This is a genomic window from Bradyrhizobium sp. 87, from assembly GCF_023073015.1.
Taxonomy (GTDB): Bacteria; Pseudomonadota; Alphaproteobacteria; order Rhizobiales; family Xanthobacteraceae; genus Bradyrhizobium; species Bradyrhizobium canariense_D.
The window spans coordinates 198,981-223,578 of record NZ_JADPIQ010000075.1; the positions used below are offsets into that span (position 1 = coordinate 198,981).

The 24,598-nt window shown below is 64.4% G+C and carries 25 protein-coding genes and 1 pseudogene; 12 read left to right on the forward strand and 14 right to left on the reverse strand.

The window, feature by feature from the left end; genetic code table 11:
• Positions 1–31: 31 nt before the first annotated feature.
• Both IVB50_RS17565 and pxpB read right to left on the reverse strand, forming a co-directional pair.
• Entirely contained in the window at positions 32–1,069 is a 1,038-nt protein-coding gene (locus IVB50_RS17565) for a biotin-dependent carboxyltransferase family protein (protein WP_018457912.1), read from the reverse strand.
• Complete coding sequence (pxpB, locus tag IVB50_RS17570) at positions 1,066–1,797, reverse strand: 5-oxoprolinase subunit PxpB (protein WP_085353084.1); 732 nt, start codon at positions 1,795–1,797, stop codon at positions 1,066–1,068. The genes IVB50_RS17565 and pxpB overlap by 4 nt, the downstream gene beginning before the upstream one ends.
• A 244-nt stretch (positions 1,798–2,041) precedes the next feature.
• On the opposite strand from pxpB, the gene IVB50_RS17575 reads away from it, so the two are divergent.
• Positions 2,042–2,740, forward strand: a complete 699-nt coding sequence (locus IVB50_RS17575) for a ribonuclease activity regulator RraA (protein WP_018457910.1) — start codon at positions 2,042–2,044, stop codon at positions 2,738–2,740.
• Positions 2,741–2,765: 25 nt separating this feature from the next.
• Entirely contained in the window at positions 2,766–3,170 is a 405-nt protein-coding gene (locus IVB50_RS17580; RefSeq protein WP_018457909.1) for a cupin domain-containing protein, read from the forward strand.
• 143 nt (positions 3,171–3,313) lie between these two features.
• Here the strand turns inward: IVB50_RS17580 and IVB50_RS17585 are convergent, their stop codons facing one another.
• The 3 genes from IVB50_RS17585 to IVB50_RS17595 form a co-directional block, all read right to left on the reverse strand.
• Positions 3,314–3,664, reverse strand: coding sequence for a hypothetical protein (locus IVB50_RS17585; protein ID WP_007590916.1), 351 nt, complete (start codon positions 3,662–3,664; stop codon positions 3,314–3,316).
• Between the two features lie 177 nt (positions 3,665–3,841).
• Positions 3,842–4,705 (reverse strand): DUF2147 domain-containing protein, encoded by an 864-nt coding sequence (locus IVB50_RS17590; protein ID WP_204511250.1) that lies wholly within the window; start codon positions 4,703–4,705, stop codon positions 3,842–3,844.
• A gap of 172 nt (positions 4,706–4,877) precedes the next feature.
• Positions 4,878–5,660 carry a transporter substrate-binding domain-containing protein gene (locus IVB50_RS17595; protein WP_018457907.1) on the reverse strand — a complete coding sequence of 261 codons (783 nt, stop codon included), beginning with the start codon at positions 5,658–5,660 and terminating at the stop codon, positions 4,878–4,880.
• 138 nt (positions 5,661–5,798) lie between these two features.
• On the opposite strand from IVB50_RS17595, the gene IVB50_RS17600 reads away from it, so the two are divergent.
• Entirely contained in the window at positions 5,799–6,296 is a 498-nt protein-coding gene (locus IVB50_RS17600) for a DUF1993 domain-containing protein (protein WP_018457906.1), read from the forward strand.
• A 33-nt stretch (positions 6,297–6,329) separates the two neighbouring features.
• On the opposite strand, the gene IVB50_RS17605 is transcribed toward IVB50_RS17600, so the two are convergent.
• The 6 genes from IVB50_RS17605 to IVB50_RS17630 all read right to left on the reverse strand — a co-directional run bounded on the left by IVB50_RS17605 (position 6,330) and on the right by IVB50_RS17630 (position 12,482).
• On the reverse strand, positions 6,330–6,827 hold the full coding sequence (locus tag IVB50_RS17605) for a hypothetical protein (RefSeq protein WP_085385225.1): 498 nt from the start codon (positions 6,825–6,827) through the stop codon (positions 6,330–6,332).
• A 187-nt stretch (positions 6,828–7,014) separates the two neighbouring features.
• Positions 7,015–8,004, reverse strand: coding sequence for a hydroxyacid dehydrogenase (locus IVB50_RS17610; RefSeq protein ID WP_085353081.1), 990 nt, complete (start codon positions 8,002–8,004; stop codon positions 7,015–7,017).
• Positions 8,005–8,037: 33 nt separating this feature from the next.
• Positions 8,038–9,138, reverse strand: coding sequence for a sn-glycerol-3-phosphate ABC transporter ATP-binding protein UgpC (ugpC, locus tag IVB50_RS17615; RefSeq protein WP_018457903.1), 1,101 nt, complete (start codon positions 9,136–9,138; stop codon positions 8,038–8,040).
• Positions 9,139–9,144: 6 nt separating this feature from the next.
• Positions 9,145–10,056: a carbohydrate ABC transporter permease gene (locus IVB50_RS17620; RefSeq protein WP_018457902.1), complete on the reverse strand. Its 912-nt coding sequence runs from the start codon at positions 10,054–10,056 to the stop codon at positions 9,145–9,147.
• Entirely contained in the window at positions 10,056–10,994 is a 939-nt protein-coding gene (locus IVB50_RS17625; protein WP_007590928.1) for a sugar ABC transporter permease, read from the reverse strand. The genes IVB50_RS17620 and IVB50_RS17625 overlap by 1 nt, the downstream gene beginning before the upstream one ends.
• Positions 10,995–11,141: 147 nt before the next feature.
• Positions 11,142–12,482, reverse strand: a complete 1,341-nt coding sequence (locus tag IVB50_RS17630) for an extracellular solute-binding protein (protein ID WP_247296691.1) — start codon at positions 12,480–12,482, stop codon at positions 11,142–11,144.
• A gap of 483 nt (positions 12,483–12,965) precedes the next feature.
• On the opposite strand from IVB50_RS17630, the gene IVB50_RS17635 reads away from it, so the two are divergent.
• Positions 12,966–13,757: a Spy/CpxP family protein refolding chaperone gene (locus tag IVB50_RS17635; RefSeq protein ID WP_018457899.1), complete on the forward strand. Its 792-nt coding sequence runs from the start codon at positions 12,966–12,968 to the stop codon at positions 13,755–13,757.
• A gap of 111 nt (positions 13,758–13,868) precedes the next feature.
• Positions 13,869–14,246, forward strand: a complete 378-nt coding sequence (locus IVB50_RS17640) for a response regulator (RefSeq protein WP_026233459.1) — start codon at positions 13,869–13,871, stop codon at positions 14,244–14,246.
• A 62-nt stretch (positions 14,247–14,308) separates the two neighbouring features.
• On the opposite strand, the gene IVB50_RS17645 is transcribed toward IVB50_RS17640, so the two are convergent.
• The 3 genes from IVB50_RS17645 to glk form a co-directional block, all read right to left on the reverse strand.
• Entirely contained in the window at positions 14,309–14,473 is a 165-nt protein-coding gene (locus tag IVB50_RS17645) for a hypothetical protein (protein ID WP_162847220.1), read from the reverse strand.
• 142 nt (positions 14,474–14,615) lie between these two features.
• The gene (locus IVB50_RS17650) at positions 14,616–14,819 is read right to left on the reverse strand and encodes a hypothetical protein (RefSeq protein WP_018457896.1); all 204 of its coding nucleotides are present in this window, start codon (positions 14,817–14,819) and stop codon (positions 14,616–14,618) included.
• A 143-nt stretch (positions 14,820–14,962) separates the two neighbouring features.
• Complete coding sequence (gene glk / locus IVB50_RS17655; protein ID WP_247296693.1) at positions 14,963–15,934, reverse strand: glucokinase; 972 nt, start codon at positions 15,932–15,934, stop codon at positions 14,963–14,965.
• A 254-nt stretch (positions 15,935–16,188) separates the two neighbouring features.
• Here glk and pncA point away from each other — a divergent pair, with 254 nt between their 5' ends.
• From pncA to ilvD, 7 genes and pseudogenes are all read left to right on the forward strand, one after another.
• On the forward strand, positions 16,189–16,827 hold the full coding sequence (gene pncA / locus IVB50_RS17660) for a bifunctional nicotinamidase/pyrazinamidase (protein WP_247296696.1): 639 nt from the start codon (positions 16,189–16,191) through the stop codon (positions 16,825–16,827).
• Positions 16,828–16,843: 16 nt separating this feature from the next.
• A complete protein-coding gene (locus tag IVB50_RS17665) occupies positions 16,844–17,959 on the forward strand; it encodes an alpha/beta fold hydrolase (protein ID WP_018457893.1) in 1,116 nt (371 codons plus the stop codon).
• Between the two features lie 146 nt (positions 17,960–18,105).
• Entirely contained in the window at positions 18,106–20,139 is a 2,034-nt protein-coding gene (locus IVB50_RS17670) for an NAD(+) synthase (protein WP_247296698.1), read from the forward strand.
• A 14-nt stretch (positions 20,140–20,153) separates the two neighbouring features.
• Positions 20,154–20,540 carry a GrlR family regulatory protein gene (locus tag IVB50_RS17675; protein ID WP_018457891.1) on the forward strand — a complete coding sequence of 129 codons (387 nt, stop codon included), beginning with the start codon at positions 20,154–20,156 and terminating at the stop codon, positions 20,538–20,540.
• A gap of 92 nt (positions 20,541–20,632) precedes the next feature.
• A complete protein-coding gene (locus tag IVB50_RS17680) occupies positions 20,633–21,886 on the forward strand; it encodes a DUF1236 domain-containing protein (RefSeq protein WP_247296700.1) in 1,254 nt (417 codons plus the stop codon).
• Positions 21,887–22,248: 362 nt separating this feature from the next.
• Positions 22,249–22,335, forward strand: a pseudogene (locus IVB50_RS17685) (ABC transporter permease); the annotation flags it as partial.
• Between the two features lie 245 nt (positions 22,336–22,580).
• On the forward strand, positions 22,581–24,431 hold the full coding sequence (gene ilvD / locus IVB50_RS17690) for a dihydroxy-acid dehydratase (protein ID WP_247296702.1): 1,851 nt from the start codon (positions 22,581–22,583) through the stop codon (positions 24,429–24,431).
• Positions 24,432–24,598: the final 167 nt, after the last annotated feature.

Genomic DNA, 24,598 nt, shown 5'->3' on the forward strand with positions numbered 1-24,598 from the left:
GGTTGCTCTCCGTCTCTGGTCGTCTTGTCGTTTACGGCTCGGCCGCGACCTGCCAGGTCCCGGCGTCGACGGCACTGACAGCATAGCCCGCGACGTTGGCATCGCTGAGCGCTTCGATGTTGAGCGCCACGGTGTCGGCAGAACGCAGGCGATCGGGCAGGTTGCGGATCAGCTGCGCAAATTTCTTCGCCTCGTCCTGCGCCTCGGCCATGCTGACCGCCTTGAAGCGGAACGCCGTTCCCGCTGAGGTCTGCGCGAGACGGCCGACATCGGCCGTGATCACGGTCGCGATCTTCGGGTAGCCGCCGGAGGTGCCGCGATCCATCATCAGCGCGATCGGCGCGCCGTTGCCGGGCACCTGGATGCTGCCGTTGACCGTGCCGTCGGAGACGATGTTGTGGCCGTGCAGATGCTTGATCGCGGGACCTTCCAGCCGGTAGCCCATGCGATCGGAGGTCGCCGAGATCTTCCACTCGCTGTCGAGGAACAGCGCCTTGTTGGCGTCGTCGAACTCGTCGTCCTGCGGACCCAGCAGGACGCGGATCGGACCGCTCGACGGCTTCGGCAGTTCGATGCGCTGTTCCGGTGCACCGCTTGCGGCATCGACGCTGAATTCGTCGTCGGCCTGCAGCGGGCGCGGGTAGGGGCTGCCGAGACCGGCACGGGCGTTGACTGCGAGACTGCCGAACACCGGCTCGCCCTTGATCCCGCCTTCGATCGCCAGATAGGTGAACGCACCGCCGCGAGCAAAACCCAGCGTCAGCGTCTCGCCGTCTTTCAGCGTCACCGATGTGTCCGTGGCGACCGGACTGCCGGCGATGTCCGCATTGCGCGGCGCGCCTGAGATCGCGACGCGCACGGCACCGTCGCGCGCGGTGAACGCGGCGCCGAACGGGCCGACCTCGACAGCGGCTGCGAACGGTTCGTTGCCGACAAGCGTGTTCGCCGCCGCGAGCGACAGGCGGTCCATCGCTCCGCTGACCGTCAGGCCATAGCGTTGCGCGCCATGGCGTCCGCCGTCCTGGACCGAGCTTGCCGGCCCGATGCTGGCGATCACGAGCCGGCTCATGCCACCACCTGCTCGGCAATGATCTCGCCGGCCTCGGCAGCGCGGTCCTGTTCCTCGAATGTCTTGTGGTCGATCGCGAAAAACGTCACGCGATCGCCGGGTTCGGTGAGGAAGGTCGGATTGCGGTGGAGCTGATAGGTCCGCACCGGCGTGCGGCCGAGCAGGTGCCAGCCGCTCGGGGCCGCCAGGCACTGGATTCCGGCCTGGATGCCGCCGATCGAGATCGTGCCGGCAGGCGTCAGCAGCCGTGGATTCTGCCGCCGCGACATCTGCAGGGATTTGTCGAGGCCGCTGAGATAGGACCAGCCCGGCGTGAAGCCGATCATGGCAACCTTGTAGTCGCCGGCGACGTGGCGCGCGACGATGTCGTCGGGTGTGGTGTTCAGCGCCTTCGCGACGTCCTCGAGGTCGATGCCGTGCTCGCCGCCATAGGCGACGGGAATTCGCCATCGGCGGGCCTTGGTGGCCGGCGGCAGCGGCTGGCTGGCGAGCGCGAGCAGCTTTTCGCCAAGTTCATCAAAGCCGATCTTGCCGGGATCGTAATGCACCAGCAGCGAGCGATAGGTCGGCACGGACTCGGTGATGCCATCGATCGGACTCGCTGCGAGCGCCTTGTCGAGCGCCAGCACGCGCTGGTTGGCGTCGTCGTCGATGGTACGGCTGAACTCGACCGTGACGGCGCTGTCGCCACTGGGCAGCAGGCGGGGCGGGGGAAGCGTCGCGGACATGGGCTGTCGAAATCGGGCTTCTGGAGATACGCGGGCTCGGCCTTGAGCTCCGCTTGTCCCTGCTTCGCGTAAATGCGCCCGCAAGTCCAATAAATTAATGCAGGGGAGGCGATAAACCCTTGTTATCGCGACGCATAACTGCGCTGCGGCCCTGCATGATTGGTATCCTATTGGCCCTTGACGCAAGGCCCGCACCCCGCAAGATGCGCGTTCTTTCCCGCCCATCCGGAGCTCGTCTGTTTCCATGTCGCTGTCCCCCGAAGCCCGCAAGACCCTCGCCGGCATCACCACTGCCACCATCACCACGGTCCTGCTGAAGAAGGGCCTGCGCAACATCTGGATGCGCGGCGCGCGTCCGCTGCGTCCGGGTCTGCCGCGCCTGGTGGGACCGGCCTTCACGCTGCGCTTCGTGCCGGCGCGGGAGGATCTGGCGACGCCGGAGTCATGGTCGTCGCCGATCTCGACCCGCACCGCGATCGAGGCAATGCCGGAGGGCTGCATCGCCGTGGTCGACGCCATGGGCATCACCGACGCCGGCATCTTTGGCGACATCCTATGCGCGCGCATGATGAAGCGCGGCGTCACCGCACTCGTCACCGACGGTGTCGTGCGTGACGTCGAGGGCGTGCTCGGCACCAACCTGCCGGTCTGGTGCGACGGCTATGCCGCGCCGCCGTCAGTCGCCGGTCTGACCTTCGTCGGCTGGGGCGAGCCGATCGGCTGCGGCGGCGTTGCGGTGTTCCCGAACGACATCGTTGTTGCCGACCAGGACGGCTGCGTGCTGATCCCGCAGGCGATGCTCGAACAAGTGCTCAACGAGGGTGTCGAGCAGGAGCGGATGGAAGCCTGGATCGTCAACGAGGTGAACAATGGCGCGGTGCTCCCGGGCCTCTATCCCATGAACGCCGAGACCAAGGCGCGCTACGCAGCAAGCAAGAAGTAATCGGGAAAGAAGCGAGGTAATCCCAATGGAGATCACTGTTGCAGGCACGCGGCTGACCCGCCGCGCGCCCAAGGAAAATTTCACCGGCACCGTCTGGCAGGACCCGGTGATCATGGCGCCCGCGCCGGCACGGCTGAACTGCTCGCGTGTCTCGTTCGAGCCTGGCGCACGCACCAACTGGCATCATCATCCGCTCGGGCAGACCCTCTACGTCATCTCCGGTGTCGGCCGCGTTCAGACCAAAGGCGGGCCCGTCAGGGAGATCCGTCCCGGCGACACCGTCTGGATTCCGCCGGGTGAGGTGCACTGGCACGGCGGATCGCCGACCAACGGCATGTGCCATATCGCCATGCAAGAAGCGCTCGACGGCGTCTATTCGACGTGGCTGGAGCCGGTGAGCGACGCGGAGTATGGGGCCGCGTTGGGCTAGCTCTCGTGCCCCGGACAAGACGCATCGCCCCGCGGCGATGCGTCGCCGATCCGGGGCCCAAAACTTTTGACGGCATCAGGACTGCTGAGTCCCGGCTCTGCGCAGCAACGCTTCTCGTCGCTGCTTGTCCGGGGCACGACACCTTACATCCGCTCGGCGGTCCACGTTCCCGTGCACATGCTGCCGCGCCACGTGCCGGAGCCGGAGGTGCCGCTGAGGCGGCCGAAGCCGACGGCGCGCTTGATGCCGGTGCTCAAGGTGACATTGATGCTGCCGGCATCCGCGACGCGGCCCGACGCCGTCACCATTGCGCTGCTCGAGGCGATCTGACCGTTGTTGATGCCGATGGCGACGGTCGAGCCGTTGCCGCAGGTCTCGCTCGATGACGAGATGCGGACATTCCATGCGCCGTCGAATGTGCTGGCGCTGGCCTGCGCGGCCGGCAACGCGATGACTATGATTGTGGCGAAGAGAGCCTTGCGAAATCCGTTCATGACACGCCCCTAGGGTTGATTATGCGGGGATCGTGTCACGGACGCGGAACCGGCGATGTGAGGGCTGTCACGCGCGCGACGGGCTCTGTGATGTCGCGCACATCCCGGAAAGCGAGGGGTAAAAGCAAAAGGGCCCGCATTGCGGGCCCTTTGTCTCGGTCAGAGTGTCGCGGGAAGTCAGTTCACCCGCGTCCAGGTCTGGCCGCCGCAGAACATGCCGCCGAAGGCGCAGCCCTGCACGCGCAGGCGATCGGTGCCCTTCAGCGCGATGGTTGAATCGTAGGTCGAGCCGGAGTTCGGATCGAGGATCCGGCCGGACCATTTTGGGTCCTTGTTCTGGTCCTTGCCGGGCTTCATGTTGATCAGAACCTGCTCGCCATTCTGGTTCGATTTCGAATCGACCGAGTAGCCGCAGAGATTGCTGCCGCATTGCTCGATGCGGACCTTGCCTTCCTTCTCCTCGGTGAGCCAGACGCCGAGCGGTGAATTGAGGTCGCGCGTGGCCGCGGTTGCGGGAGCCGGCGGCGCGACGGCGGCCGACTGAACGGGAGCAGGCGCCGGGACAGGAGGCGGAGATGGCGCCGGCGGCGCGACTGCCACCGTCGGGGCAGCACTTGGGGTCGGCTGAGGCGGCGGCACAAGCGCCTCTTCGGCCGGAGCCTTGTTAGCCGTGGTGGCCGGAGGCGCTGGCGGGGCAGGAGGCGCCACGGCCACGGGGGCTTGGACGGGAGCTTGGACAGGGGCCTGCTCGGCCGCCGGCGGCGCCGTGACAGGTGTTGGGGCCGGCGCCGGATCGGCAGGCGGCTGCGGATCAGCCTTGGCCTGTTGCGGTGCCTGCGGGTCCGCTTTGGGAGCCCCCTTGGCATCGTTCTTGGCTTTCTTCGCCTTGCCCTGGCCGGTGTTGTCGTAGACGCCGGGGATTTGCACCGTGCCGCGGTCGGGATCAATGCGGATGGTGCGCCCGCCATAGTCGAAGGTGTACTGCGCCTGCGCAGCGGTGCTCGCCAAAAGGAATGCGGCCGTGGCCAACAGCTTCCTCATTTCGCATCTCCTGAAACAGGTGGTCCCCGCACCGACGCTTACGCCCCGGTTCGATCGCAAAAAGTGATCTAGATCACTGTCACCGTATGAGTCGTGGCTTCTGCGTTTCGGGTTCAATAACACCGGAGCCGGTCCAAAGTTTGGCCGGCACAAGCGACAGGAGGACGCGGCCCTAATCGAACCAGGCGGCGTAGATCTTCTTGTAGCTGCCGTCCTGCATCGAAATATGCAGCCATTGATCGACGAAGGCCTTCAGCGCCATGTCGCGCTGGAGCCAATAGGCCTTCTCGGAAAAATCGAACGGCTTGTCGGGATGCACCGCGCAGAGCACGCCTTGATGCTGCTTCTGCTGGTAGCGCGTCTCCGAGGCGTCGGTCATCATCAGGTCGGCATTGCCCTTGGCGATCTCGTCGAAGATCACGGTATTGTCCGGGAAGACGGTGATGTCGGCGTCCTTGATGTTGGCACGCGCGAAGCGCTCGTTGGTGCCGCCGGGATTGACGATCACGCGGGTGCCCTTCTTGTCGATGTCGGTGATGCTCTGGTATTTGCCGACATCGGCACAGCGCGCGATCGGCGTCTTGCCCTCGCGCATGATCGGCGTGGAGAAGAAGCCCTTCTTCTGCCGGTCGAGCGTGACCGAGACGCCGCCCATGGCGATGTCGAACTGATCGGCCTCGAAATCCTTCATCAGCTTCGGCCAGGCCGTCGGCACGAATTCGACCTTGACGCCGAGCGCCTTGCCGAGTGCCTCCGCCATGTCGACATCGAAGCCACTGAATTGCTGCGTCGTCTTGTCGAGATAGGTGAAGGGCTTGTAGTCGCCGGTCATGCCGACGCGCAAAGTGCCGCGCTTGACTATCTCGTCGAGGCGGGACGGCGCCGTCTGCTGTGCGTGGGCCGAAAGGTTTGCCAGCAGGACCACGGCCAAAGTCGCCAGAATTCGAATGGTCATTCGAACGATCATCTCTTTTCCACCCATGTCCAAGCTGTCATTGTGCAGCTCTCGAGGCCTGTCTTGAGGCCTGGATTTAGACCAGATGCCCGTCTCTGGCGAGGCGGAATTGAAGGGAATTTTGAAGTGACGATCTCAATGTATGACGCCTCGGTCGGACTCTTCGTGCCGTATCTGCGCAACCTCTCCGCACTGCTCGACAAGGGCGTTGCCTATGCCGAGGCCCGGAAGTTCAACCCGGCCGTCCTGCTCGGCATGCGCATGGCGCCCGACATGTACGATCTGGCGCAACAGATCGGCGAGGCCTGTCGCCACGCCACGGTCGCCGCGGCCTTGCTCGCCGACCGCGAGCCGGTGGCGCTGCCGGTGCTGGAGCACGACATGGCCGGGCTCCAGGCCCGCATCGCGACGTCAATCGAGTTCATCGAAAGCCTGCCGCGCGCAGAGATCAATGCTGCGGCGGAGCGGAATGTCTTCTTCAGGCTGAAGAACGGGACCGAGTTGCCCTTCACCGGGCGGACGCTGCTGCTGACCTTCAGCGTTCCGCAGTTCTTCTTTCACGTCACGACCGCCTACGACCTGTTGCGGCACGCAGGCGTCGAGCTCGTGAAGAAGGATTATCTCGGACGACGATAAGCCGAACCGGCATCCACTTCGCGCGAGAGCGCGCTAGGCTTCGCCCTTGCGCTCGTAATCGGCGAGCGAGCTGCGGCCGGCGATCTCGCTGCGCAGCTCTTCGAAGCGCCGATGCGCCTCGTCCTCATGCGCGTCGACGAAATGCACCGCGGCTTCGCCGGTCATCGGGCCGCTGACCACGGGCACGGACTGCTCGCCGATGGTCTCGTGGACGTAGAACTGGCCGTCATCGCCGCGATGGACCGTCCATTTCAGACGGATCGCCACCATCGGCCCGGGGCCGACCTTGCTGTAGCCGTCGGCGTCGGCGTGCTCCGGCACCAGCGGCTGCTCCTCGACCACCGGATGCTCGTCGACCATCGGGTGCTCGTCCGCGACCCCATGCTCACCAGCAACCACCATTTCAGTCACGGTGACAGTCTCGGTCTCGCGCACAGTCTCGGTCTCGCGCACGACGAGGACGGGTTCAGGATGCTCCAGGATGCTGGCGATGGTCGCCAACGCGTGGTCGGTCGGGTCGATCTCTGACAAGGGTCCATCCTCCAGCTCGACGCGGCCGGCAAGTCTGTCCCACTGCCGCCGCGGCCGGACCTATTACGCGGGTTTGATTAAGGCTGAGTGAGGGCTCGATCTGCACCAAAATGGGACTCATTCTGGCGTTCCGAAGGCGGCGGGTTGATCGCCCCGCCCAAGAGAACCGCCTAGCCCGGAGATGCGCTCAGCCCAGGACATCCTGATTGATGATGTTCTGCCGGATAGGATCGCCGTCCAGCACACTCAGGATGTTGCGCGCGGTCTGCTCGCTCATCCGGCTCACCGCCTCGACCGTCACGCCGGCGACGTGCGGCGCCATGATGACGTTGGGCAGCGCGAACAGCGCGTTGCTGACCGGTGGCGGCTCCGCCTCGAACACGTCGATGCCGGCACCGGCGAGCTTGCCCGAGACCAGCGCGTCGTACAGCGCCGCCTCCTTCACGATGCCGCCGCGTGCGGTGTTGATGAGGTAGGATTTCGGCTTCATCCGGCCGATCCGCGCCGCGTCGAACAGACCGACGGTCTCCGGCGTCTTCGGGCAGTGGATGGTGACGAAATCGGCGTGAGGCAGCGCGGCATCGAGGTCGGCGACCGGCTCGCAGCCTGCTGCCTTGATCTCTGCGGCTGCCTTGTAGGGATCATAGACCTGCACATTCATGTCCATCGCCAGGCAGCGCTTGGCGGTGCGGGTGCCGATGCGGCCGAAGCCGATGATGAGGACGGTCTTGCCGTAGAGATCGAACGGCAGCATGCCGAGACGGTCCGCCCATTTGCCGTCTTTCACGCAGGCGTGCATCTCCTGCGCGCGTTTTGCCAGTGTCAGCATCATGAACAGCGCCTGTTCGGCGACCGAGGGCGAGTTCGCGCTGCCGGCGACCATCAGCGGCACCTTGCGGCGGGAGAGGGCGGGGACGTCGACGGCGTCGTAACCGACGCCGATCCGGGTCACCACCTTCATGTCCTTCGAGGCTTCGAGCTCGGTCTCGCCGAAAGCGGTGGCGCCGAGCGCCACGCCATGGACCGGCGCGTGGCTCTTCAGCAAGGCCTCGAAATCCCTGGCGGAGATCAGGTTCGGAAACTCGATGAGCTCGATATCATCTCGCTGGGTGAGGAGGGCGCGCGCCCCTTGCGACAAAGTTTGCGTGACAAAGATTTTCTTCTTGTTGGTCGACATCGTCCCTACCTGCGCGAGTTTCTTGGCCGGCCGTCACAAGACGGCGCCGGTCGCCTCGTTTAGCAGGTGCATATTGTTGAGGTCCATCGCCAAACGTATGGGTGCTCCGTCCTTGGCGCCCGCATTGGGATCGACACGGCCGCAGACGGGCGTGCCTTCCAGTCCGAAATAGACCAGCGTCTCCATTCCCATCGGCTCGGTGACATCAAGCACGGTGTCGAAGGTCTCGACACCCGGCTCGAGATGCGCATGCGATTCCGTGAGATGTTCGGGACGGATGCCGAGCAACAGGTTTTCAGATCGGGGCAGCGCGCTGTAACGGGCGGCGCGGGCCGGCGGCAACGGGAATGAGATGCGATCCGTCAGGCGGACGTTGAGCTTGCCGCCAACGTCCTCGAGACGGCACGGAATGAAGTTCATCGCCGGCGAGCCAATGAAGCCCGCGACGAAGCGCGTCGCCGGCTTGTGGTAGAGCTCGTTCGGGGTGCCGATCTGCTCGATCCGACCCTTGTTCATCACCACGACGCGATCAGCCAGCGTCATCGCCTCGACCTGGTCGTGGGTGACGTAGACCGTCGTGGTGCGCACTTTCTGGTGCACCTTCTTGATCTCGATCCGCATCTGCACGCGCAGCTTGGCGTCGAGATTGGACAGCGGTTCGTCGAACAGGAAGACCTTTGGGTTGCGCACGATGGCCCGCCCCATGGCGACGCGCTGGCGCTGGCCGCCGGAGAGCTGCTTCGGCTTGCGGTCGATCAGGTCGGTGATGTCGAGGAGGCGGGCGGCTTCCGTCACCCGCGCCTTGATCTCGGCCTTGGGATAGTGCTTGAGCCGCAGCCCGAACGACATGTTCTCCGCGACCGTCATATGCGGGTAGAGCGCGTAGTTCTGGAACACCATCGCGATGTCGCGATCCTTCGGCGGCACGTCGTTGACGACGTCCCCGCCGATCATGATGTCGCCGTCGGTGATGTCCTCGAGTCCCGCGATCATCCGCAAGGTCGTCGACTTGCCGCAGCCGGAGGGGCCGACGAGCACGATGAACTCATGGTCTGAGATGTCGAGATCGATGCCGCGCACCGCCTCGACGTCGTCGTAACGCTTGACCACCTTCCGCAACGCAACCTCAGCCATAAGACATCAACCCTTTGTCGCGCCGGCGGTCAGGCCGGCAATGTAATAGTCCATCAGGAAGGCGTAGATGACCAGCGGCGGGGCAGCGCCAAGCAGCGCGCCGGTCATGATCTGCCCCCAGTTGAAGACGTCGCCCTTGATCAGCGTGGTGGTGATGCCGACCGGCAGCACGAGCTGGTCGATGGATGTCGTGAACACCAGCGGATAGAGGAACTGCGCCCAGGACACGGTGAAGGCGAAGATGGTCGCTGCGATCAGGCCAGGAAGGGCAACGGGAATGAAAATCCGCGTCAGGGTCTGGAGCCAGGAGGCGCCGTCGATGAGAGCCGCCTCGTCCAGCTCCTTCGGGATCGAGGCGAAATAACCGATCATGATCCAGGTGCAGAACGGCACGGTCAGCGTCGGATAGATGAACACCAGCACGTACCAGCGGTTGAGAAGGGTGATGCCGGTGACGTCCTGGACCACCGCGAGCATCTTGAACAAGGGAATGAACAGGAGGCTGTCCGGGATCAGATAGGTGAGAAAGACGCCGGTCGCGAGCGTCGCCGAGCCCCAGAACTTCATCCGCGCCAATGCAAACGCCGCCGGAATGCTGATCAGCATCGTCACGATCACGACCACGATCGAGATCATTGACGAATTCCAGAAGAATCGCAGGAACTGGTTCGAGGTCAATAGCTCCACATAGTTCGACAGCGTCGGATGAAATACCCACCACGGATTGGTGGCGGCCGAGATCTCCGCGCTGCTTTTGAGCGAAGTGATCAGCATGTAGATCGGCGGGATCAGGAAGAAGATCGCAAATAGCACCAGGAAAAAGTAGGACCAGCGCAGCGCCCAGGTGCGGTCGCGGCTCATGCTTCGAAGCTTGACCTTGCGTGTCGGTCCCGCCTTGTCGATTGCGAGCGTGCTCATCAGGCTTCGTTCCCACGTTTGTTGACATCGCGCAGGATGAAGACCGCTGCGACGGCGAGGATCGGCACCATGAACAGCGAGACGCAGGCGCCGAGCGGAATGTCGCTGCTCTGGATGCCGACCTGGAACGCCCAGGTGGCGAACAAATGCGTCCGGTCCAGCGGACCGCCGGAGGTGAGGATGCGCACGATGTCGAAATTGGCGAAAGTGACGATCAGCGAGAACAGCGTGGTGATGGCGATGATGTTGCGCATCATCGGCAAGGTGATGTGCCAGATCTTCTGCCACCAATTGGCGCCGTCGATCGCTGCGGCTTCGTAGAGCTGGTCGGGTACGGATTTCAGCGCGGCCAGGTACATGATCAGGAAGAACGGCGCGCCATACCAGACGTTGACCAGGATGACGGAGAAGCGCGCCCAGAAGGTGTCACCGAGCCACGGGATCGGACCGATGCCGAAGAACGACAGCGTATAGTTGAAGGCGCTGTAGGAGGGATCGAACAGCCACAGCCATGCCAGCGTGCTCATCGCCGGTGGGATCACCCAGGGCACCAGCAGCATGCCGCGCCATTTACGTTGCTTCTTGCCGGGAATGTTGTGGACGAAATGCGCGACGATGAAGCCGATCAGCGCCTTGAAGACCACGGCGGTAATCGCAAAAATGCAGGACTGTCTCACCACCATCCAGAACGTTTCGCGCTTGAACAGGAAGGTGAAGTTGCTGAGGCCGACGAACTTCGTCATCGCCTTGTTCAGCGTCGCCAGGTAGACCGAATAGAAGGCGGGATAGAGCACGAGCAGGGCGATCAGGAGGATCAGCGGCAGCGTCAGGAAGAACGCGACGGTCGATTTCCGTCCCATTGCATTGCGCAGGCTCGCCCGTTTGCGCGGGCTCGCAGCTCGAGCGGGACGGCCTTGCTCAACGACGACATCGGCCATGACGTTAGCCTCTTTTGCAGGACACGTAGCAGGACATGTAGGACGGCGAAGCCGGCGCAGCCGTCGGCTTCATTCGGCAAGCGGATCGAGCGAGTGTGCCTCGGCGGCTCACGCGCGAAGCGTGAACCGCCATGGCACAAGCCCGGCTCAGGTTCGCATGAAGCCTTCGCACTCGCCTTCGGCCCAGGCGAGCGCGGTTTCCAACTTCTCTCCTTGCGCAAAGCGCAGCGCCATCTTGGTCAGCGTCGCCTGGAAGTAGATCTGCTGGGCGATCTTCGGCGGCGCCGGAGACGCGGCGATCGACATCGTCTGCTGCTTGTAGGGATCCGGATAGTGGAAGAGCGTGCCCTTCGGCGGCCCTTCCTCGGCCCAGGTCTTGAACTTCGTCATGTTCGCGTAGGCCGGCAGATCGTACCCGCCGCTCGCCGCGACGAACTTCTCGATCGCCGCCGGCGAGGACAGGTGAACGAGCAAGCTCTTGGCCGCTTCCTTGTTCTTGCCAAAGGCCCAGACGCCCCAGAAGTACGGCAGGAAGGGCGCAAAACGTCCCTTCGGACCGGACGGGAAGCCGTGCGTCCAGCACTGTTCGGCGACTTGCGGTGCGTCGCGCTTGGCGACCGCCCAGGCACTCGGCGGATTCAGGATCATCGCCCCGCGGCCCGAGATCAGCCATTTGTTGTTGGAGGCATCGTCCCAGGACGGCGCGTCGGTGGGCAGGACGGCGATCAGCTTCTTGTAGAATTCGAGCGCCTGCCGCACTGCATCGGTCTTGACGGTGATATCGCCCTTGGCGTTGACGAGCTCGGCGCCGAACGACTGGAAGATCGCGCCGGCGGTGTCGACGCTGTCGGTGGTCTCGCCGAGACCGATGCCGAAGGGGAAGCCGGCCTTGTGGCAGGCCTCGGCCGCCTTCAGGAACGTCTCCATGGTCCAGTTGTCTGCTTTTGGCGGAGCGCCGACTGGATACATCTCCTGCACGTCGATGCCGGCGTGTTTCTTCATGAGATCTATGCGGGAGCAGGGGCCCTTGATCTGGCTTCCCGGCGTCGCGGGCACTGCGAGCCATTTGCCGCCCGACCGCCCGAGATATTTGACGGTGTCGTTCACCTCGCCGTTCTGCTTGATGAGCGGCTCCATGACGTCGTTGAGCGGTTCGAGATTCTCGGAATAGGCGTGCGGCCACCAGCTCGGCATCTGGAGAATGTCGTGACCGGACTTGGCCTGGGCTTCGGCCGCTGCCGTCAGCTCGATCTTCTTGTTGTTGCTGGTGATGTAGTCGATCGAGACTTCGACCTTCTCCTTCTCGCCCCATTCCTTGACGAGCGCGGTGGAGGCATCGTTGGCGCCGGGCACCCAGTGGTCCCAGAAGCCGATCGAGAGCTTGCCGGCGACGTAAGCGCCTCGGACATAGGGCGCCGTGATCAGCGCCGCGGAGGACATTGCAGTGGCAGCCACAAATTGACGTCGCGTCAGTGTCTTGCGTGACATCTCGTTTCCTCGCTTGGGTGTTTTATTGTTCTGGCGTTCCTCTGAACTCTTCCGAGTTCTGCTTTTGATTTTCTTTTCGAAAGTTTCTTGTTCGACGTTTCTTGTTGATGCCGTCGGCTTCGAAGGCAAATTGGTAGCGCGATCAGATCATGATTGATTGCGTCTGTCGAGAAAACCGAACGGCTTGCGCCTAGAACTAACGTTGTGTCCGGGAACGCGGCAGCGCCCTCGACCTCATGCGCGGACCATGAACCACGGCCGGTTGTTTTGCGACGCACACTTGGCGCTGGCGCACCCGACCGACATGTGCGCAATTACGCCGCAGTTTCCAAGGAGCCTGCATAAGCACCTCGCGGCAAACACTTTTCGGGCGTGGATAGCATTTGTCGGCGCCTAGACCTCGAAGCGGTGAAAACGATAGAGTTGCAGCTGGCGGGTGGTTCTCATCCCCAAGAGCCTAATCAGATCGAGATGGAGACCAGAATGATCAACCCGGCGCCGCCCGCGCGGCTTTACCTGCGACGATGGTTCGCGCTGGGGTCCGTTTTCGTGTTGCTGCTCGGCGCAGCCGCGGTGGCGAACGCTCAAGGCCTGGTCAAAGGGGTTCAGGAAGGAGCGGCGGCCGGGAACAAGGCGGCGGGTCCGGTCGGCGGTGTGCTCGGCGGCGCGATCGGCGGTGTGGTCGGTGTGTTCACCGGCGTGCTCGGCGTTGGCAATAATGGCAATCAGGCGCCTGCCGCCAGAGATCCGAGCAAGGATGCAAGCAAGGATGCGGCCAAGGACGCCAAGCAGGGCGCCGGCAAGGACAAAGATGCCAAGAGCGCCAAGGCGGGCAAGGGCGCCAAGGCGAGCAAGGAGGCGAAGAACGCGCCGCAGGACAAGGATGTCACGGTCCTCACCCAGACCGGCGCGCCGCAATTGACCGCCGACCAGATCGTCACCAACAGCGACTCCTATATCGAGCGGATCAAGACCGAGCTGAACCTCACGCCCGAGCAGGAGAAGCACTGGTACGGTTTCTCGAGCGCCATGCACTACCTCGGGCATAACGGTGCCGAGCGGCTCAACCTGCGGGTTGCGCGCGCCAAGCGGGATCCTCCCGACGACATCGTCGAGCAGATGCGCAACGAGGCCCAATTCCTGATCGACCGCGCTGCCGACCAGCGCAATGTCGCCGACGCCGCCGAGCCCCTCTATTCGAGCCTCGATGACAAACAAAAGCAGGTGTTCGTGCAGGAGATGGTGCGGCTCAGCCACGAACGAGGATTGGATTGATCAAGTGGAATCGGATCGGGCGCGTCGAATTAACGGACCCCGCCACGAATTCGTGAATGCTCTTCGCAATTCGGTTATGATTAGCTTGGGAAGCTGATGGGCGGGGTTGATATGGCGGACGGACTCTCCGTTTTCCTGGTCGAAGACGAGACGTTGATCCGGATGATGATGACGGACATGGTGGAGGAACTCGGCCACCACGTCATCGCGGAAGCGGATAATGTTCGGGACGCCAGCGCTTTCGCCATGACCGCGCAGTACGATCTTGCGATCCTCGACATCAATCTCAAGGGCCTCTACGTCGATCCGGTCGCCGATCTGATCGAGCGTCGCGGGAAGCCGTTTTTGTTCGCCACGGGCTACGGTCCGGAGCTGCTGCCGTCCTTGCTCAGGCGCCGGCCGATCCTGCGCAAGCCGATTTCGATCGATCAGCTCAAGGCGATGATCGATTCGATGTTTCCGGAAGCGGCAGCGAAGACGCCGAACTGAGACCAAAATGAAAATGGCCGCCCATCAGGGGCGGCCATTTCGCGACGGAATTCGTCGCGGCTTCACATCAGGCCGGCGCCGAGATCGATGCCGCGCGCCATCAGGCCGAACGAGGCGACCAGGCCCGTGCAGCAAAACAGCAAGATGGTCTTGAACGAAGAAAACGAAGAATCGGCCAAACGCGTTTCGCTGGTGGCCGGCATCGCGGCGATCGAAATCATGCTCATGTTCATTCCCCCCTTTGTTGCCCCTGAATTGGATCAGGTGGGGAACTCCTAGAGCAAAAAGTTTGACGCGAGCTTTCGAGGGATCGTTAACGAAATCGCAATCGATACCGCATTTTCGGGCACTGGAGTGCGATCACGCGTTTCAGTGGCGCCCGTTCTTCAGCACCGTGGCGATGGTGTGGGCCGTCATGGCGGCGCGGTCCGAAGCGCGCTGGGCTGCGAGGCGGTCACGCGCCTTTTCCTCGATCAAGAGCTCGATCAGGGCCAGCCGCTTGCCCTCGTCGTCCGCCTCGAGCAGCAGGCGGTGATAGCGGTGATAGTCGAAACCCAGATCCTGCTTACGCATGTCACGCCCCCGCAACTACGCCACGCACAAGCTAGGATTGTTTCTCATCCGGGACGTGCGCGCAAGCACGATCCCGCGTCGCGCGCGCGTGCCGCGCAATCAGCTGTGCATGACTGGAACCCGCGGACGGAGGCGCGCGCCGTTTAAGGCTGGTTGTGCTCCGCGAACATCGTCAGGCCGAGGAAACTCGCATCAGGTTTCGTGACCAGTCTGGTCGGGATGTCGCGCAGATAGTCCTGGAAGCGTCCCTTGGCTTCGAAGCGCGCCCGGAATGCGGAGGCTGCGAGGAAGTCAGGAAAGCGCGGCACGATTCCGCCGGCGATATAAACGCCGCCGCGTGCGCCGAAGGTCACCGCGAGATTGCCCGCGACCGAGCCGAGGATGGCGCAAAACATCTCCAGCGTCTTGCGGCTGAGCTCGCAACTGCCTTCCAGGGCGGCCTTCGTGATGGCGGCAGCATCGCGATGCGGCACCTGAGCGCCTTCCACCTCGGCCAGCGCCTCGTACAGGCTTTGCAGGCCCGAACCGGACAACGCGCCACGCTCGATGGAGACATGGCCGAGGCGTCGGCGCATGCACGCGATCACGCGTTCCTCGCGCTCGTCCTCCGCCGGCAGGGTCGCGTGGCCTGCCTCGGTGACGACGGCCAGCCGTGAGCCGTGGCGCTCGACCAGGCAGGACACGCCAAAGCCGGTTCCAGGGCCAACCACCAGCAACGGCTCTTCGGGAAGGCCATCCTGTCCGCCGAGCGGGATCAGGTCGGCGGGCTGCAGGGCGGGCAGGGACCAGGCCACCACCTCGAAATCGTTAAGAACATGGACGCTGTCGAAGCCGAGGGCCGGCTGAAGCTCGTTGCCGTCGATGACCCATGGGCTGTTGGTCATGACGCAGCGGTTGTTGGTCACCGGTCCTGCGACGGCCAGCACGGCCCTTGGGGGCGGTTGGCCGTGGCAGCGACGCGCGAGAACATCGGCAATGGCTTCCCGGACGGTCGGGAAGTCTGCCACTTTGACGTAGTCGATCGGTCCGGTCTGATCGCCCTGACTGAGCGCGAAGCGCGCATTGGTGCCGCCGATATCGGCGAGAAGAATCTGTCCTGTCTTGCCGATGGTCATGTGCGTATGGCTGCCGCAGCCTTTCCGGCTGCGGGAACCGCTTCCTCCGCTCTATCCGATCGCAAGACGCGAACGGCTGTCAGAATCCGTCCCCGGGTGGATCTAGTCAACACGCATCAGCCCAAACCGTTGCATCCCGGGACCGACGGGGCGCATTCGCGCAGATCGCCGCACCTTCTCGTTGGTTGCGAAGCAGCCCGGGAAGATCGACACTGCAGACGTGCCTTCGGCGCCGCTCGCGCGGATGGCCTGGAATGGACCTTGCGATGAAGATTTCCGACCGCGACGTGCTGCTGGTCATCGACGTGCAGAACGATTTTTGCACGGGCGGGGCGCTCGCCGTGCCCGGCGGCGAGAAGGTCGTCCCCGCCATCAATCGGATCGCCCAAAAATTCGCCAATGTGGTGCTGACCCAGGACTGGCATCCCCGCGATCATGTCTCCTTTGCGCCGAACCATGCGGGCAAACAGCCGTTCCAGACCATCGTGCTCGACTACGGCGTCCAGGTGCTGTGGCCGAGCCATTGCGTGCAGGGCACCGCATGCGCCGAATTTCATCGCGATCTCGACGTCACCCGCGCAAATCTGGTGGTGCGGAAGGGATTTCGGCGCGGCATCGATTCCTATTCGGCGCTGTTCGAGAACGACAGGACAACGCCGACCGGCCTGCTCGGATATTTGCGCGAACGCGAGTTGAACACCGTCTTCGTCGCCGGCCTCGCGTTCGACTTCTGCGTTCGCTTCTCGGCGGACGATGCCCGCAAGGCCGGGTTCGAGGTCGCCGTCATCGAGGACGCCTGCCGCGGCATCGATCTCGACGGCTCGGTGGCCGCGACCCATCAGAGTTTTCGCGAGCGCGGTATTTCGCTCGTCAGCTTCGAGGCCTTCCTGTGAGGACCGTGGGATAGCCATGGCGGAGAAGACCGGCAAACAGCTGCGCGCACCGGAGCCGGTCCCGGATGACCCGCTGCTGTGGCCGTTCGCTGCGGCGCGGATTGCCATGGACGCCTGCTTTGGATGGCTCGAGCGCGGCCCGTCGGAGCTGGCCGACAGCAGCCTGCCTTGGACCACGCCCAACTCCGTCGCGCTGGAGCTTGCGACCATGCGCCTGCGTAATTGCGCGCGGACGGGGGCCGGCCAGCCGGCACTGGTCTGCGCGCCCTATGCGCTGCACCGGGCCCTGATCGCCGACTTCGCGCCCGGCCACAGCGTTGTGCAGTCCCTGCAAAATGGCGGCATCGACCGGGTCTATCTCACCGACTGGCGCTCGGCCGCACCCGACATGCGCTATCTCTCGATCGACAGCTATCTCGGTGATCTCAACGTCGCCATCGACGAAATCGGCGCGCCGGTCGATCTCGTCGGCCTGTGCCAGGGTGGCTGGCTCTCGCTGCTCTATGCGGCGCGCTTTCCCGCCAAGGTGCGGCGGCTGGTACTGGCTGGCGCGCCCGTCGACCTCTCCATTGACTCCAGGCTGTCGCAGCTCGCCCGCAACGCGCCGGAGATGGTCTACGACCAGCTCGTCGCCCGCGGCGGCGGCAATGTCAGCGGCGAAGAGATGCTGCGGCTCTGGTCGAAGGCACCGAGCCGCGACGACATCGCGACGGCGCTGCAGAGCGACCTCTCCGGCGAGGACGGTGCGGCGCTGCTGGCACGCTTCGAGCGCTGGAATGCCGAGCCCCTCAATCTGCCCGGCACCTACTATCTCGAGATCGTCAACTGGATTTTCCGGGAGAACCGGATCGCGCGCGGCCAGTTCACGGCACTCGGCCGCGGGATTGATCTGAAGGACGTCAAGGCGCCGGTCTTCCTTTTGGCCGGACTCGATGACGACGTCGTGCCGGCTGCGCAGGCGCTCGCCACCGCCGGCTTGCTCGGCACACCGCCGGCGTTCATTGCGGCGGCCTCCCAGCCCAGCAACCATCTTGGCCTGTTCATGGGCGCGCGGACCCACGCCCATGCCTGGCCCCGGATCGCCGAGTGGCTGCGCGACGATCTGCCCGGCATGCTGGCGCGCAGAGCCTGAGACTGCCTCAAGGGCACGGCCGGGCAGCGAAGCTGCAAATCCGTTATGCATGCCGTTGAATGGCCTGCACGGGGCCATGTCGATGGGTTAAATGGAGTCCAGAGCCGGCGGAGGCCGGTCGCGACGAGACAAAGGGACTGTGCTCGATGAGTTTCCACTCGATCTATGCCCACGGATTTGCGCGCGTGGCGGCCTGCGTCACCACCTCTCATGTGGCTGATCCCACGGCCAACGCAGCTGCGGTTCTGGCGGCGGCGAAGGACTGCCACGCGCAGTCGGTGGCGGTTGCCGTGTTCCCCGAGCTCTGCCTGTCCGGCTATGCAATCGAAGATCTCGTGAAGCAGGATCCGCTGCTCGATGCGGTCGAGCGCGGGCTTGTGGCCATCGTCGAGGCATCCTCGTCCCTGATGACCGTCCTGATCGTTGGCGCGCCGCTGCGCTTTGGCAATCGGATCTACAATTGCGCGGTCGTCATCCATCGCGGCAAGATCCTCGGCGTGGTGCCCAAGAGCTACCTGCCGACCTATCGCGAATTCTACGAGGGGCGGCATTTCGCCTCCGGCGCCGGCATCGTCGGAGAGATGGTCGCCTTTGGCGGGCTGCATGCCCCGTTCGGCGTCGACCTCCTGTTCGCAGCCGAGGACGTTCCGGGCCTGACCATCGGCGTCGAGATCTGCGAGGACATGTGGATCCCGGTAACGCCGGCCTCCGAGCTCGCGCTTGCGGGCGCGAGCGTGCTGATCAATCTCTCGGGCAGCCCGATCACGATCGGCCGCGCCCGCTCGCGCGCGCTCTTGTGCCAATCGACGTCGGCCCGCTGCCTCGCGGCTTACGTCTATTCCGCGGCCGGGGCAGGAGAATCGACCACGGATTTGGCCTGGGACGGCCAGACCTCGATCTACGAGAACGGCGTGCTGCTGGCCGAGGGCGAGCGGTTCCGCCAGGGCGGCCAGATCACGCTGGCCGACGTCGATCTCGACCTGCTCAGGCAGGAACGCGCGCTGATGGGTACGTTCGACGACAATCGCCGGCAGCGCGAAGCCTTCTTCCGAAAAGTCGGCTTCGCCCTGAAGGCGCCGGCCGCCGATATCGGCTTCCTGCGCAAGGTCGAGCGCTTTCCGTTCGTGCCGAGCGACGAGAGCCTGCTCGAGCAGGACTGCTATGAGGCCTACAACATTCAGGTCGCGGGCCTCGTCCAGCGCATGCGTGCGACCGGTACCAAGCGCGTCGTTATCGGCGTCTCGGGCGGACTCGATTCCACCCATGCTTTGATCGTCGCCGCTAAGGCCGTCGACCTTCTTGGCCTGCCGCGAGAGAACATTCTCGCCTACACCATGCCGGGCTTTGCCACCGGCAGCGACAGCAAGACCAATGGGCTGGCGCTGATGAAGGCGTTGCAGACGAGTTGGCAGGAGCTCGACATTCGCACCACGGCGACGCAGATGTTGAAGGACATCGGCCATCCCTTCGGCAAGGGCGAGAAGGTCTATGACGTCACATTCGAGAATGTGCAGGCGGGTCTGCGCACGAACTATCTGTTCCGGCTCGCCAACCATCATGGCGGCCTCGTGATTGGCACCGGCGATCTCTCCGAACTCGCGCTGGGCTGGTGCACCTATGGCGTCGGCGATCAGATGGCGCACTATAACGTCAACGCCGGGGTGCCGAAGACGCTGATCCAGCATCTGATCCGCTGGGTGATTGCCTCCAAGCAGTTCACCGACGACGTCAACCAAACGCTTGGATCGATCCTGTCGGCCGAAATCTCGCCGGAGCTGGTTCCGGCTGAGCCCGGCGAGAAGCCGCAGAGCACGGAAGCTTCGGTCGGCCCCTACGAGCTCCAGGATTTCAACCTGTTCTACACGCTGCGGTTCGGCATGCGGCCGTCCAAGATCGCCTTTATGGCGCTGCAGGCCTGGAAAGACGTTGCCCAGGGCGAGTGGCCGCCGGCATTTCCGACCGACAAGCGCAAGGCCTACGATCTCAAGGAAATACGCCGCTGGCTGGAGGTGTTCTTGCGCCGCTTCTTCGCTTTCAGCCAGTTCAAGCGCTCGGCGATGCCGAACGGACCCAAGGTTTCGGCCGGCGGCTCGTTGTCGCCGCGCGGCGACTGGCGTGCGCCGTCGGATTCGAGCGCTGCGGCGTGGCTTGAAGATCTCGAGCGGAATGTGCCGGTTTGAACGGGAGATGAGCGATGTCGGCCGGCGATGGGCTCGAGCAGGGCGGCAACCCACAGAAGGTCCTCAACGGCCTCTACATCTTTGAGATCGAGATGCGCGACGGCAAGCGCGGCCAGGCCAAAGGCGTCGTCGTGCTCTGCGATGGCCGCATCATGGGCGGCGACAGCTATTTCTACTACACCGGCAGCTACACCTTCCGGAACGGGAAATGGCGTGGCGACATGACCGTCAATCAGCACACCGAGGCCGTCGGCAAGCCGCTCGCGTTCGGCGGCAGGGAAGTGACCTGCGGCTTTTCCGGCGACTATTCCGCCGACGGCGCCGAAGTCGAAGGCATGGCGCTGGTTGGCAAGACCAGCGTGACATTCACGGCGCGGCTCACGCTGAAGGACCCGATGTGAGACCCGCGTGATCAGCCCTCGTTCCTGATCAGGAACCTTCGCACCCACAGAACGTTCGCGTCTGTTGTTGCGAATTTTCCAGGAGAGGGACCATGCGCAAGCACTTGATGTTATCGACCGCGGCTATCGGACTGATGCTTGCTTCCGGCTTCGCCTACGCCCAGGCGCCCGGTGAGCGAAGGGACGAGCCGAGACGGACCGAGGAGCCGGCGAAAGGTGCCGGGCCGCAACGCGGCGGCGCCCAAGAACGGGTTCAAGAGCGCGCGCAGGGCGCCCAGGAGCGATTGCAGGGTGCGGGCCGCGAGGAGAAGGGCGGCGCTGCCAAGCAGGACGCGAGTGACGACAAGCGCCAGCCGGCCAGTTCTGCCGAGCGCAACCAGCCGAAGTCGAAGGATCAGGCCCAGGAATCTCGTGAGCCTTCGCGCGATCGCAACCGTGAGGCGGAGAGCCCGAAACCGGGACGCGACGGCAAGAACAGCGCCGAGACGAAGCAGGACAAGTCCGCGCCGCAGAAATCAACGGCCGAGTCCGAGAAGTCCAAGTCCGGCACGTCTGGCCAGCAGAACGAGCGCACGGGAGCTGCGGCCAACCAGAACGAGCGCAACCAGACCCAGCCGCCGCGCAACGCGGCCGAGCAGCAGCAGCCGGCGCAACAGAACAACCGACCGGCCACAGCGACCGACACGAACCGGACGGCCCCGACCAACAATGCGCAGACCGCGCCTGCCACTTCAGGCACGCAGACCAATCAAGCCAATCAGACGCCCCAGACCAACACGCAGGCCAATCAGCAGACTCAGGTGCCGTCCGAGAAGCAGGTGCGGATCTCCGAAACGGTGAGCCGCGCACGCCTGGCGGAGCCGGAGCGTAATCTGAACATCTCGATCCGGGTCGGTGAAACCATTCCCTCGCGCGTGCGCCTCCACAGGCTTCCGCCCGAGATCGTCGCGATCGAGCCCGAGTATCGGGACTACGAATATTTTTCGACGGGCGACGACGTCGTCATTGTGGAGCCGCGGACGCATCGCATCGTCAGCCAGGTGCCCCGCGACCCCTCACGAGCCCGCGCCCAGATGAGCGGCGGCACCTCATCGAGCATGGCGGCCGCCGGGGGCAGCAATGTGAACTGCCAGATCATGCGGCGTGACGCCTCGGGTAATGTGGCCCAGGCAGAACCCTCGACCGTGGGCTCGACCGCGCGAACGGACTCCCTGAGCGTGACTGTCCAGATGCCCGGCGGCGGCTCATCCGCGCCGATCGCCCTCGGCGCTCCCGTGGGCAACATCGTGGTCGCGACGCAAGGGCAGGGCGACTGCACGGTGACGATCGAGCCGCAGACACGCTAGCGCCGTGTCGGCATAACGACGCCAAAACGACTTCGCGCCGCACGGCTGATCAAGCCGGCGGCGCGAAATCACGTTCAAAATAGAAAGTCCCGAGGTCCGGAGTGCCTAGGAGTCCGGACCTCGTAACCTTGCCCCAGCCTTTGATCCCCCCGCCCCATGTGGTCCCCCAACCCCGTGGTGCGCGATCAGAGGGTGATGCCCTTGGAAGGCCGCCGATCGATGTCCCGCGATGTACGCGACATCGGAATAGGATTCCATTCCGGATCACTACGGATTTCATCGCGCTTGAATTTTCGCGGTGCATGCGCCTGCACGCGCGGTTGCCTGAAACCAATGCAAGCGCGCGAGCGCATGTGGCCCTGATCATGCCGGCACCGGCGACCACCATCGTCGTGACCACGCTGCCGGTCTCCGTGATCGGCGACTGGCTCGATCCCGAACTGCAATAATTCCGTCATGGCCGGGCTTGTCCCGGCCATCCACGACCTTTCCGCATCAAGAACGTGTATGCCCGGGACAAGCCCGGGCATGACGGCTGAGACCGCCGGTGCCCACGCGCCGGGAGCAGGGGAGCCCTGTCCGGCCCAAGTTCCCGTTGCGCGCGTTCCCCCCGTGCGCTATCCGGCCGGAAAGGCCTGAGGCGGCTTCGAAAATTTGCCCCGCCCTGCCAGCCAAACCGAGGACGGAAACCGCCATGCCAGCCTATCGCTCCCGCACCACCACCCACGGCCGCAACATGGCGGGCGCCCGCGGCCTCTGGCGCGCGACGGGCATGAAGGACGGCGATTTCGGCAAGCCGATCATCGCGGTCGTCAACTCCTTCACCCAGTTCGTGCCCGGCCACGTCCATCTCAAGGACCTCGGCCAGCTCGTCGCCCGCGAGATCGAGCAGGCCGGCGGCGTGGCGAAAGAGTTCAACACCATCGCGGTCGACGACGGCATCGCCATGGGCCATGACGGCATGCTCTACAGCCTGCCGTCGCGCGAGCTGATCGCCGACAGCGTCGAGTACATGGTCAATGCCCATTGCGCCGACGGCATGGTCTGCATCTCCAACTGCGACAAGATCACCCCCGGCATGCTGATGGCGGCGCTGCGGCTCAACATCCCTGCCGTGTTCGTCTCGGGCGGACCGATGGAGGCAGGCAAGGTCACCCTGCAGGGCAAGACCAAGGCGGTCGACCTGATCGATGCCATGGTCGCAGCCGCCGATTCCAAGGTCAGCGACGAGGACGTCAAGGTGATCGAGCGCTCGGCGTGCCCGACCTGCGGCTCGTGCTCGGGCATGTTCACGGCCAATTCGATGAACTGCCTCACGGAAGCCCTTGGCCTTGCGCTCCCCGGCAACGGCACGGTGGTCGCAACCCACGCCGATCGCAAACGCCTGTTCGTCGAGGCCGGCCACACCATCGTCGATATCGTGCGCCGCCACTACGAGCAGGACGACGCTAGCGTGCTGCCGCGCAATGTCGCGAACTTCAAGGCGTTCGAGAACGCGATGACGCTGGACATCGCGATGGGCGGCTCGACCAACACGGTGCTGCATCTGCTCGCGGCCGCCCACGAAGGCGAGGTCGAGTTCACCATGCGCGACATCGACCGGCTATCGCGCCGCGTGCCTGTCCTTTGCAAGGTCGCGCCGTCGGTCGCCGACGTGCATGTCGAGGACGTGCATCGCGCCGGCGGCATCATGGGCATCCTGGGCGAGCTCGACCGCGCCGGCCTGATCGACACGTCGGTCTCGACCGTGCACGCGCCGAACATGGGCGACGCGCTGGAGCGCTGGGACATCAAGCGCTCCAGGAGCGAGTCTGTCCGCACCTTCTTCCGGGCGTCGCCCGGCGGCATCCCGACCCAGGTCGCCTTCAGCCAGGAGCGCCGCTACGACGAGCTCGATACCGACCGCGAGAAGGGCGTGGTCCGCAACCTCGAGCACGCCTTCAGCAAGGACGGCGGCCTCGCCGTGCTCTACGGCAATCTCGCGCAGGACGGCTGCATTGTGAAGACCGCCGGCGTCGACGCCTCGATCCTGATATTCTCCGGCCCCGCCCGCGTATTCGAAAGCCAGGACGCCGCCGTGGAAGGCATTCTGGGCGGCAAGGTCGTTGCCGGCGAGGTCGTGGTGATCATCTATGAAGGCCCGCGCGGCGGTCCCGGCATGCAGGAGATGCTGTATCCGACCAGCTATCTGAAATCGATGGGCCTCGGCAAAGCCTGCGCGCTCGTCACCGACGGACGCTTCTCGGGCGGCTCGTCGGGCCTGTCGATCGGCCATCTGTCGCCGGAAGCGGCCGAAGGCGGCAACATCGGTCTGGTCAGGACCGGCGATCGCATCGCCATCGACATCCCGAACCGCAGCATCACGCTGGAGGTCTCCGACGAGGAGCTCGCCAGGCGCCGCGCCGCGGAAGAGGCGAAGGGCGATGCCGCATGGCAGGCGATCGGCCGCAAGCGCAACGTCTCGACCGCGCTTCAGGCCTACGCCGCGCTCACCACCAGCGCCGCGCGCGGCGCGGTGCGCGAGGTGAAGCGGCGCCCGAAGTAAGTGCGTCACGTGCGGGTGTGATCGCAAGCATCACGCATCGCGCATGGTCAACAAGTTCTGAACGGCGGGCGCGAGCCGGCCGTTTGCATTAAGGATGCCCCGATGAACTTCGGCAGCTCAGAATTTTGCGGCGTATACTGCCATCGATCTTCGCAAATCCGTTTCGG

Bases quoted from the DNA above. Each gene is read 5' to 3' on its own strand.
- IVB50_RS17565 (WP_018457912.1), bottom strand. From the start codon at position 1,069: ATGAGCCGGCTCGTGATCGCCAGCATCGGGCCGGCAAGCTCGGTCCAG.
- pxpB (WP_085353084.1), bottom strand. From the start codon at position 1,797: ATGTCCGCGACGCTTCCCCCGCCCCGCCTGCTGCCCAGTGGCGACAGC.
- IVB50_RS17575 (WP_018457910.1), top strand. From the start codon at position 2,042: ATGTCGCTGTCCCCCGAAGCCCGCAAGACCCTCGCCGGCATCACCACT.
- IVB50_RS17580 (WP_018457909.1), top strand. From the start codon at position 2,766: ATGGAGATCACTGTTGCAGGCACGCGGCTGACCCGCCGCGCGCCCAAG.
- IVB50_RS17585 (WP_007590916.1), bottom strand. From the start codon at position 3,664: ATGAACGGATTTCGCAAGGCTCTCTTCGCCACAATCATAGTCATCGCG.
- IVB50_RS17590 (WP_204511250.1), bottom strand. From the start codon at position 4,705: ATGAGGAAGCTGTTGGCCACGGCCGCATTCCTTTTGGCGAGCACCGCT.
- IVB50_RS17595 (WP_018457907.1), bottom strand. From the start codon at position 5,660: ATGACCATTCGAATTCTGGCGACTTTGGCCGTGGTCCTGCTGGCAAAC.
- IVB50_RS17600 (WP_018457906.1), top strand. From the start codon at position 5,799: ATGTATGACGCCTCGGTCGGACTCTTCGTGCCGTATCTGCGCAACCTC.
- IVB50_RS17610 (WP_085353081.1), bottom strand. From the start codon at position 8,004: ATGTCGACCAACAAGAAGAAAATCTTTGTCACGCAAACTTTGTCGCAA.
- ugpC (WP_018457903.1), bottom strand. From the start codon at position 9,138: ATGGCTGAGGTTGCGTTGCGGAAGGTGGTCAAGCGTTACGACGACGTC.
- IVB50_RS17620 (WP_018457902.1), bottom strand. From the start codon at position 10,056: ATGAGCACGCTCGCAATCGACAAGGCGGGACCGACACGCAAGGTCAAG.
- IVB50_RS17625 (WP_007590928.1), bottom strand. From the start codon at position 10,994: ATGGCCGATGTCGTCGTTGAGCAAGGCCGTCCCGCTCGAGCTGCGAGC.
- IVB50_RS17630 (WP_247296691.1), bottom strand. From the start codon at position 12,482: ATGTCACGCAAGACACTGACGCGACGTCAATTTGTGGCTGCCACTGCA.
- IVB50_RS17635 (WP_018457899.1), top strand. From the start codon at position 12,966: ATGATCAACCCGGCGCCGCCCGCGCGGCTTTACCTGCGACGATGGTTC.
- IVB50_RS17640 (WP_026233459.1), top strand. From the start codon at position 13,869: ATGGCGGACGGACTCTCCGTTTTCCTGGTCGAAGACGAGACGTTGATC.
- IVB50_RS17645 (WP_162847220.1), bottom strand. From the start codon at position 14,473: ATGAGCATGATTTCGATCGCCGCGATGCCGGCCACCAGCGAAACGCGT.
- IVB50_RS17650 (WP_018457896.1), bottom strand. From the start codon at position 14,819: ATGCGTAAGCAGGATCTGGGTTTCGACTATCACCGCTATCACCGCCTG.
- glk (WP_247296693.1), bottom strand. From the start codon at position 15,934: ATGACCATCGGCAAGACAGGACAGATTCTTCTCGCCGATATCGGCGGC.
- pncA (WP_247296696.1), top strand. From the start codon at position 16,189: ATGGACCTTGCGATGAAGATTTCCGACCGCGACGTGCTGCTGGTCATC.
- IVB50_RS17665 (WP_018457893.1), top strand. From the start codon at position 16,844: ATGGCGGAGAAGACCGGCAAACAGCTGCGCGCACCGGAGCCGGTCCCG.
- IVB50_RS17670 (WP_247296698.1), top strand. From the start codon at position 18,106: ATGAGTTTCCACTCGATCTATGCCCACGGATTTGCGCGCGTGGCGGCC.
- IVB50_RS17675 (WP_018457891.1), top strand. From the start codon at position 20,154: ATGTCGGCCGGCGATGGGCTCGAGCAGGGCGGCAACCCACAGAAGGTC.
- IVB50_RS17680 (WP_247296700.1), top strand. From the start codon at position 20,633: ATGCGCAAGCACTTGATGTTATCGACCGCGGCTATCGGACTGATGCTT.
- ilvD (WP_247296702.1), top strand. From the start codon at position 22,581: ATGCCAGCCTATCGCTCCCGCACCACCACCCACGGCCGCAACATGGCG.